Below are 9,807 nucleotides of genomic sequence, written 5' to 3' on the forward strand. Positions count from 1 at the left end.
GATAGCCTTTTTTTATGCATAAAAATAACGCAATTGGTGTTTTCGATTCTGGTCTGGGTGGTATAAGTGTTTTAAACCATCTGGTAAATATTTTACCTGATGAGCATTTTATATACGTGGCCGATAGTTCATGGTGCCCTTACGGGAGTAAGAGCTATGACGAACTCAGGAAAAGGATTGACCAAATCGTTGATTACTTGATCGGTCGTGGTGTTAAACTGATTGTTGTGGCTTGTAATACTGCCACTGCCGCGGCCATTGATTATTTAAGATCAAAATACCACATGCCTTTTGTGGGCATGGAGCCTGCAATTAAACCTGCGGCAGAGCTCACAAAAACCAACGTAGTTGGTGTTTTGGCCACACCAAATACCTTCAACGGGCATCTTTTCCAGGAAACGCGCGAAAAATATGCTAGCCATGTCGAAGTCCTAATCCAGAAAGGATGTGGATTAGTAGAGCTGGTCGAAAACAATGAATCTAACAGTTCAGAAGCCTTCCATTTGCTTAAAGAATACACAAAACCAATGATTGAGAAGCACGCAGACTATTTGGTCCTCGGCTGTACACATTATCCTTTTTTGATAAATACGATCAAAAAAGTTGCACCTACCCTAAAAATAATTGACCCGGCACTACCTGTAGCCAGGCGCACAAGACAATTATTGCTTAGCCACAAGGCGGTAACAACAAATTCAAAAGGAAAAGTACAACTATATACAACCGGGGATTTAAATAAGTTGAAAAATTTTGCCGGTACCTTTGTAAAGGGTCTGTACGAGACATATAAATTAGATCTTTAATCACCCTGTTTTTCGGATGTTTTATCCTCTTTGTACCAACCAGCATACATAGTGTAATTGTTGGCAATTTTCTCAATCATTTCCTGCGTTTGTTCCGGGTCAATGTCTTTTACCTTTTTTGCCGGAATACCGGCATAAATACTATTGGGTTCCACTTCGGTACCGGCCAATACCAAAGCATTGGCAGCAATAATTGTGTTGCTGTGAATCACTACATGGTCCAGTACTGTGGCCCCCATTCCAATTAATACATTATCCAAAATGGTTGCTCCATGAATCGTTACATTATGACCAACAGATACATTATTGCCAATATGTACTTGCGATTTTTGATGCAATGTATGCAGCACGCTTCCATCTTGTATATTCACCTTATTTCCTATACGGATTGAGTTTACATCACCACGCAAAACGGTATTAAACCAAATGGTACATTCATCACCCATTTTTACATCTCCGATAATGGTAGCGTTATCTGCAAAAAAACATTCCGATCCCCACCCGGGATCAAAGCCTCTTACTGATTTTATTAATGCCATAGTATATTTTTACTTATAATTGTTATAAATAACATTTTGGGCAACAAAACTATGAAAAACACTTCAATTTTTGTTTGCCCAAATTTAAGATTGCCTTAACTTTGTTTTCAAATACAAACCAAAACGTTTATCAATCAATCAAAAAGAATTTAACTTATATGGGGTTAAATTCAAAATTAGAAGTCGAATCTGTTTGCGTACATAAATTTTTAAGGTGCTGTGTGTTTATTCGCACAGCATTTATAATACGCACGAGGTTCGCTTTTTGTTTATCAAATAAATAAGCTATGGCAACTACAAAAAAGAAGATTGAAAAAGAAGAGGTTGTTATCCGGTTTTCAGGTGATTCCGGCGATGGAATGCAGATGACCGGTACACAATTTTCTAACACAACTGCACTTTTGGGTAACGACGTTGCGACGTTTCCCGATTACCCGGCAGAAATCAGGGCGCCCCAGGGAACCGTTGGTGGTGTTTCAGGATTTCAGTTGCATTTTGGAAATGCGAAAGTGCACACACCGGGGGATTATTGCGACGTGCTGGTGGCAATGAACCCTGCTGCGCTTAAAGCTAACACAAGATGGGTTAAGAAAGGCGGTACCATTATCGTCAATATTGATAGTTTCACTGATAAGAACCTTAAAAAAGCAGGTTTTGAAGAAAACCCACTACCTGAATTTAAAAAGGGAGAGTATAACGTTATTGAAGCACCAATACAAACACTCGTTCGCGAAGCTGTGAAAGATTTGGGGCTGGACATGAAATCGATTGAAAGAACAAAAAACATGTTTGCCCTGGGTATCACATATTGGTTATTCAACAGACCAATGAATCACACAGAAGAATTTTTTGAGCAAAAATTTGCCAAAAAGCCAGAAATCATTGAGGCTAATATTTTGGCACTTCATGCCGGCTATAATTATGCCAATACTGTTGAAGCATTAAGCTCGCATTATGTGGTAAAAAAAGCTGAGCTTGAGAAAGGTATTTACCGTAATATCAATGGTAATACGGCTACAGCGTGGGGTTTGATTGCAGCTTCAGAGAAGGCTGAAATGTCTCTTTTTTGCGGTTCATATCCAATTACACCGGCTACTGAAATCTTACATGAGCTTTCTGCCCGCAAAGACATGGGTGTAAAAACCTTTCAGGCCGAAGATGAAATTGCTGGAATTACCACCGCCATAGGAGCAAGCTTTGCCGGCCATTTAGCTGTTACCACTACCTCAGGCCCTGGTCTGGCACTAAAAACAGAAGCTGTTGGGTTGGCTGTAATTACTGAGTTGCCACTTGTAATTGTAGATGTTCAGCGTGGAGGCCCTTCTACCGGATTACCCACCAAAACAGAACAATCAGACTTGTTGCAGGCCATATATGGACGACATGGTGAAAGTCCGGCAGTAGTTATAGCAGCAAGCAGCCCTTCAAATTGCTTCCATTATGCCTTTGAAGCTGGCAAAATTGCCCTTGAACATATGGTTCCCGTAATTCTTTTAACAGATGGTTTTTTGGCCAATGGATCAGAACCATGGCGGGTGCCCGAAATGAGTTCACTTCCCAAAATTAATCCACCATTCGTTGATAAAGACGAAAAAGATTATTTACCGTATGAAAGAGATCCTGAGACGCTGGTGCGTAAATGGGCAGTGCCCGGTATGAAAGGTTTTGAGCATAGATTAGGTGGATTGGAAAAAATGGATAAGACCGGGAACGTTTCCTATGTCCCGGAAAATCACCAGCTCATGAGTGAGTACCGTCAGAAAAAAGTCAATAAAGTTGCCGAAGACTTTCCTGTACCCGCTATCGAAGGAGATGACAAAGGAGAACTTTTAGTAGTTGGATGGGGCGGAACATATGGGCATCTTCATTCCGCTGTGACTAAAATGCAGGCAGAAGGGAAAAAGATAAGCTTTGTACATTTTAATTATATCTATCCATTACCTAAAGGGGTGGATAAGATTTTTGAAAATTTCGACAATATAATTGTTTGTGAATTGAACCTTGGGCAATTTGCTGATTATTTAAGTATTAAAGTTCCTGGTTTTAAATACCAAAAGTATAATAAGGTACAAGGTCTTCCTTTTACCATCGATGAATTAACAAATGCGTTTAACAAAATATTGGAGGATAAATAGCAATGGCTGAAGTAAATAAATTAACTCCGAAAGATTTTAAAAGTGATCAGGAAATACGCTGGTGCCCGGGTTGTGGTGACCACGCGATTCTGAATGCTGTACAAAAAACTATGGCGAATCTCGGTATCCCACGTGAGAAATTTGCCGTGGTTTCAGGTATCGGCTGTTCATCACGCTTCCCATATTATATGAATACTTATGGCTTTCATGGTATTCACGGACGTGGAGCAGCCATTGCCAGTGGCCTCAAAGTGGCCAATCCGGAATTATCGGTTTGGCAAATTACCGGCGACGGCGATGCTTTGGCAATTGGTGGAAACCATTTTATCCATGTGATTCGCCGCAACATTGATATGAACTTGCTGTTGTTCAATAATGAGATTTATGGCTTAACAAAGGGACAGTATTCCCCAACATCGCAACTGGGAGCCCGATCTAAAACCTCACCATTCGGAACTGTTGAAAAACCCTTCCATCCCGGTGAACTTGTTATTGGCGCACAGGGTAACTTTTTTGCACGGGCTATTGACAATCAGGTTAAGGTGACTACTGAAATCTTTGAGCAAGCAGCGCGTTTTAAAGGTACATCTGTAGTTGAAATTTTACAAAATTGTGTGATCTTTAACGATGCCATTCACGAAAATATTATAAATCGCGATGTGCGTGATGATCGAACCATTTTGCTTAAGCATGGCGAAAAAATGATCTTCGGCAAAGATCAGGATAAAGGATTGGTGCGTGATGGATTAAAACTGAAAGTGGTCAACATTGGCAAAGATGGTTACACTATTGAGGATATTTTAACCCACGATGCCCATGAGCCCAATCCCGGAATGCATCTTATGCTTGCCAATATGCGCTATCCGGACTTTCCGGTGGCTGTTGGCGTTATCAGGGCTATGCCTGAGCCTACTTACGATGAGCGCGTTGAGCAGCAAATAAAGGATGTGCAAAAACAATCTAAAGTTAAAAATATGGATGACCTCATGCGTACAGGTGATACATGGGAGGTCAAATAATACTTTGACTGAGTAAAAAAAGAGGTTGTCTGTAAAGGCAGCCTTTTTTTATGAACAATTTTTTTATTTCTGTTGTCTCCTTCAGGATACATCTTTTAATTTTATTAAATTTAACCTGTTAAACGCAAAAAATATGATAACCTTACAACCTGGAGATAAAGCACCAGAATTTCAGGCTAAAAATCAAGATGGTGACCCTGTTTCATTAAGTGATTTCAAAGGGAAAAAGCTTATCCTTTATTTTTATCCCAAAGACAATACCCCCGGCTGTACTGCCGAAGCCTGTAACCTCAACGATAATTACAGTGAATTGACTGAGAAAGGTTTTGAAGTTGTTGGGGTTAGTCCGGATAGTATTGAATCACATCAGAAGTTTATTGCCAAACACAATCTTTCCTTTCACCTGATAGCAGATCCTGACAAAGAAGTAATTAACAAATATGGTGTGTGGGGAGAGAAAAATATGTACGGAAAAAAGTCCATGGGTTTACTCCGTACCACTTTTGTGATTGATGAGCAAGGAGTGATTCAATACATTTTTAAGCAAGTAAAACCAAAAGATCATACCAATCAAATATTGGAAAAAATAAAATAACATGACCAAAGAAAAAAACGCAGATTTAAACGCTGAAAAGAAAAAGGCTTTGCAAGCTACCCTCGACAAAATTGAAAAAAGTTATGGTAAAGGCACCATTATGAAAATGGGTGATAGTGCCATAGAAGATATTCCATCAATTTCAACCGGTTCCATTAGCCTGGACTTTGCCCTCGGAGTAGGAGGGTTCCCACGTGGCAGAGTTGTAGAAATATTTGGCCCCGAATCTTCAGGTAAAACTACACTCGCCATACATGCCATTGCTGAAGCTCAAAAAGCAGGAGGTATTGCTGCATTTATTGATGCAGAACATGCCTTTGACCGCTTCTATGCTGAAAAACTGGGTGTCGATATTGAGAATCTCTACATTTCACAACCCGATAACGGAGAGCAATCTTTGGAAATTACCGATAGCCTCATACGTTCAGGGGCAATTGATATTCTTGTGGTAGACTCGGTAGCAGCCTTGACGCCAAAAGCCGAAATTGAAGGTGAAATGGGCGATTCGAAAATGGGACTTCAGGCTCGTCTTATGTCGCAGGCACTTAGAAAGCTTACAGCCAATATTAGTAAAACACATACGACCTGTGTATTTATTAATCAGTTGCGCGAAAAGATTGGAGTCATGTTTGGCAATCCGGAGACTACAACCGGTGGTAATGCCCTGAAATTTTATTCTTCAGTGCGCGTCGATATCAGGAAAATAAGTACCATTAAAGATGGTGACGAGATAACAGGAAGCCGTACGCGTGCCAAAATTGTAAAAAATAAAGTTGCACCTCCATTCCGTAAAGCAGAGTTCGATATCATGTATGGAGTAGGTATTTCTAAAACAGGCGAAATTATTGATTTGGGCGTAGATTACGGAATTATCAAAAAGGCCGGTTCATGGTTTAGCTACGGCGAAACCAAACTTGGACAGGGCCGCGAAGCTGTAAAGCAGGTAGTGATGGACAATCCTGAACTTGCTGATGAACTGCAGCAAAAAATTATTGATAAACTCAATAATCCAGAAGAATAATTTAAATAACGATAAATTGCCGGAGAAGTTAACCCTTAATCCGGCTTTTTTATAACTAACAGGTAAGGAAAATATTATGTGGTTCAAAAGTATATTGATCTTAATCACCGCTTCGGCTTTCATGTGGAATTGTTCCGGCAAGGATCATCAGGAACAAGCTGCTGACAGGCAATCAGAAAATGAGGCAAAAGATACTGTTCAACTCAAGATTGACAGTTTGTCGGGCGCCATTAGGGAAACGCCCCGAGAAGACACCCTTTTTTATCAACGGGCACAATATCATTTGATGAATGGTGATGTGAAAAATGCGGTGAACGATTTGGAAATTGCAAAAAAACTCAATCCCGAAGAACCGGTCTATTATCTTGATTTGGCTGACCTGGAGCTGAGAAGAGGTGAGTCCGGTATTGCAAAAGATTTATTGGAAGCATGCCATAAAAAGTTTCCTGAAAATGTGGAAGCTATGGTAAGATTAGCCAATATTTATATGGCCGTTGAGCAGTATAAGGAAGCTCGAACATATCTTATTAAAGCCTCCAGGGTAGAACCCGAAAATCCACGCTTGTATCTCCTAAGTAGCATGATTTTTCAGGAAATGGGTGATGCTGAAAGAGCAATTGAGGATCTTTACGACGCATTAAAATACGACCCGGATTATTACGATGCTCATGTGATGCTCGGCCTTATCAATGCGCGTTTAAACAAAGATATTGCAATCGACCATTACATGAATGCTATGCGTGTGCAACCCGGTAATCCCGAAGCCGTTTATAATCTGGGAATGTATTATCAGGAAAATAAGCAGTTTGATAAAGCTATAGAGACTTATAAAAAAGGATTAAAAACCATTGACAGTACACACCAGCATTTTTTATTCAATTTGGGATATATTCTGGAAAATTATAAATCGAACCCTGACAGTGCAATTTATTATTACCAAAAAGTAATTGAAAAGTATCCGGAAGATTATCGTGTTTTTTACAGGATAGGCCAGTGTTATGAAGCTACAGGCAAGGAAAAAAAGGCAATGGCCAGTTACGATATGTGTTTGAAAATAAACCCCGAATTCGATTTAGCATACAATGCCCTGTCACGGCTAAGCGAAAAGTATAATAAACAGCGTCAATAAGCAAACTTAACTAAATATCAATATTATGAGAATCCTGATAAGTATAATGATTGTGCTTACTTCCATTGCGTGGTCATGTAATCAAAATGCTGGTAAAACAGCCTCAAAAGACACTCCACAGCCAAAATTCAATATTGAGTTGACGCAGGCTGAGAAAGCGGGTGGAGTAATGACACCCGAAATTCTTTGGAAATTTCGCCGCTTAAGCGACCCAAAGCTATCTCCGGACGGAAAGCAGGTGCTTTTTGGCCTTACAGTGTATGATGTACCCACCAATAAAAGTAAGACCGAGATTTTTGTAATTCCTTTCAACGGCGGAGATGCCCGGAAAGTTCTTGAACTGGACGGCTCGCAATTTAACCAGCGTTGGCTCGACAATGAGAAATTTGCTTTTATCAGCACCCATCAGGGTAGCGCACAGGTTTATAAAGCCACTGTAGCTGATGGAAGCCCGGAAAAAGTTACCGATATTAAAGGTGGTATCAATAGCTTTGAATACAGCCCCGGCGGTGGTAAAATTCTATACACTAAAGATGTCAAGGTAATAAAAGACCTTTCTGATAAGCACCCCGATTTACCAAAAGCCAATGCTATATCAGCTGATGATTTAATGTACCGGCATTGGAATCACTGGAACGACGATAAATTCAGTCACATTTTTTATGCAGAAACCGGAAAAGGACTGATTAAAAATGGAAAAGATATAATGAAAGATGAACCCTGGGATTCACCGCTGTCGCCCTGGTTCGACAATACCCAAATAACCTGGTCGCCCGATGGTAAAACCATTGCTTATACTTGTAAAAAACTTACAGGTAAGGATTATGCAATCTCCACAAATTCTGATATTTATCTCTATAACCTTGCCAATGGCGAGACTACCAATATCACCGAAGCTAATAAGGGATTCGATAAATATCCGACATATTCGCATGATGGTCGTTACATTGCATACGAATCAATGGAAACACCCGGATATGAGTCTGATAAAAACAGGTTATTCGTATACGATACAGAGAAACAAACACGTGAATACCTTACGAAAAATTTTGAGGAAAATGTATCGGGCCTTACCTGGTCACCAGACAACAAACAAATTTATTTTGTGAGCGGTATACATGCCACATATCAGTTATACAAAATGAACGTGGCCACACGCGAGGTCACTCAAATTACAGACGGTAATCACAACTACCAGTCATTTGCATTGAACGGGGAGAAATTGCTCGGTATGATAATGAAACAGCGTATGGCCAGCGAATTATTTGTGATTGACCAAGCAAGCGGAGAGGAAACGAGGCTTACCCATGTGAACAAGCATATTTATGACCATATCACCATGGGAAAATCTGAGGAGCGCTGGGTAGAAACAACTGATGGCAAAAAAATGTTGGTTTGGGTGATTTATCCGCCAAACTTCGACGAAACAAAAGAATACCCAGCATTGCTTTATTGTCAGGGAGGCCCGCAAAGCGCGGTAAGTCAGTTTTTCTCTTACCGTTGGAATTTCCAAATGATGGCAGCTAACGATTATATTATTGTTGCACCTAACCGCCGTGGTCTGCCTACTTTTGGGCAGGAGTGGAACCAACAAATTTCTGGCGACTACAGTGGACAGAACATCAAAGATTATTTTTCAGCCATCGATGCAGTAAAAAAAGAACCTTTTATTGACGAAGACCGTCTTGGTGCTGTGGGAGCCAGCTATGGCGGATATTCAGTATTTTACCTTGCCGGTCATCACGAAGGTCGCTTTAGTGCCTTTATTTCGCATTGTGGAATGTTTAATTTTGAGAGTTTCTATGCTGCTACTGAAGAAACATTCTTCCCCAATCACGATATTGGCGGAGCTTATTGGGAAAAGGATAATAAAGTGGCGCAGCGTTCTTATAAAAATTCACCGCACAAATTTGTGCAAAACTGGGATACGCCGATAATGATTATAACAGGAGGAAAAGATTTTCGTATTCCTTATACTGAATCACTGCAGGCTTTTAACGCTGCACAACTTAACGATGTGCCGAGCCGCCTACTCTATTTTCCTGAAGAAAGCCATTTTGTGCTGAAACCACAAAACAGCATTCTCTGGCAACGTGAATTTTTTGGTTGGCTCGATAAATATTTAAAATAGTTTTTTGCTACAAACAAAGAAAAGGCGTCCTTCATCTGTAGGACGCCTTTTCTTTGTTCAACTATGAAAAAATTACTGCTTATTTCGTCTTGAAATCAAAGTTAATTTTAATCCGGTAAGTTTTTCCAAAAAGATCCGGGTTTTCTAAAGATATGAGTTCCATTTGCTTTTTGATGTAGTCGGCAAAAACTTTTTTACCTGTTACATCTTTTACCTGGAGCCAGCCATCTTCGTCTACTTTAAAAGTGGTCCAAACATAAGCTGATTCGCTGCGGTCGGCAAGTTCTTCTGTGAATTGAACCAATTGTTCAATGGCTGTGTAAAGCTCCTTGTCTGAGTTGGCTGTTGCGCTAATTGCCGGAAAGGCAAAGCTTGTGGTTGTGTTCATTAACAGTGCAATAAAAATTGCGGCGGTGATTGTTTTTAAATTTTTCA

Annotated in this window: 9 protein-coding genes; 7 read left to right on the plus strand and 2 right to left on the minus strand. The window is 40.1% G+C overall.

Features of this window, described 5'->3' with window-relative positions:
• Positions 1–14: 14 nt before the first annotated feature.
• Complete coding sequence (gene murI, locus ACTB0Y_RS03715; protein ID WP_463205450.1) at positions 15–803, plus strand: glutamate racemase; 789 nt, start codon at positions 15–17, stop codon at positions 801–803.
• Here the strand turns inward: murI and ACTB0Y_RS03720 are convergent.
• Entirely contained in the window at positions 800–1,342 is a 543-nt protein-coding gene (locus tag ACTB0Y_RS03720; RefSeq protein WP_463205451.1) for a gamma carbonic anhydrase family protein, read from the minus strand. The two genes, murI and ACTB0Y_RS03720, sit on opposite strands and share 4 nt — an antisense overlap.
• A 287-nt stretch (positions 1,343–1,629) precedes the next feature.
• On the opposite strand from ACTB0Y_RS03720, the gene ACTB0Y_RS03725 reads away from it, so the two are divergent.
• The 6 genes from ACTB0Y_RS03725 (at position 1,630) to dpp5 (ending at position 9,372) form a co-directional block, all read left to right on the plus strand.
• A complete protein-coding gene (locus tag ACTB0Y_RS03725) occupies positions 1,630–3,477 on the plus strand; it encodes a 2-oxoacid:acceptor oxidoreductase subunit alpha (RefSeq protein WP_463205452.1) in 1,848 nt (615 codons plus the stop codon).
• Positions 3,478–3,479: 2 nt separating this feature from the next.
• Complete coding sequence (locus ACTB0Y_RS03730; protein ID WP_463205453.1) at positions 3,480–4,496, plus strand: 2-oxoacid:ferredoxin oxidoreductase subunit beta; 1,017 nt, start codon at positions 3,480–3,482, stop codon at positions 4,494–4,496.
• A gap of 133 nt (positions 4,497–4,629) precedes the next feature.
• Positions 4,630–5,091: a thioredoxin-dependent thiol peroxidase gene (gene bcp, locus ACTB0Y_RS03735; RefSeq protein WP_463205454.1), complete on the plus strand. Its 462-nt coding sequence runs from the start codon at positions 4,630–4,632 to the stop codon at positions 5,089–5,091.
• A 1-nt stretch (position 5,092) separates the two neighbouring features.
• On the plus strand, positions 5,093–6,112 hold the full coding sequence (recA, locus tag ACTB0Y_RS03740; RefSeq protein ID WP_463205455.1) for a recombinase RecA: 1,020 nt from the start codon (positions 5,093–5,095) through the stop codon (positions 6,110–6,112).
• Between the two features lie 76 nt (positions 6,113–6,188).
• Positions 6,189–7,241, plus strand: coding sequence for a tetratricopeptide repeat protein (locus tag ACTB0Y_RS03745; protein ID WP_463205456.1), 1,053 nt, complete (start codon positions 6,189–6,191; stop codon positions 7,239–7,241).
• A gap of 25 nt (positions 7,242–7,266) precedes the next feature.
• On the plus strand, positions 7,267–9,372 hold the full coding sequence (dpp5, locus tag ACTB0Y_RS03750; protein ID WP_463205457.1) for a dipeptidyl-peptidase Dpp5: 2,106 nt from the start codon (positions 7,267–7,269) through the stop codon (positions 9,370–9,372).
• Between the two features lie 79 nt (positions 9,373–9,451).
• On the opposite strand, the gene ACTB0Y_RS03755 is transcribed toward dpp5, so the two are convergent.
• Positions 9,452–9,807 (minus strand): hypothetical protein (locus ACTB0Y_RS03755; protein ID WP_463205458.1); only part of this gene is annotated, 356 nt, incomplete at its 5' end.

The organism is Salinivirga sp. (assembly GCF_055145285.1).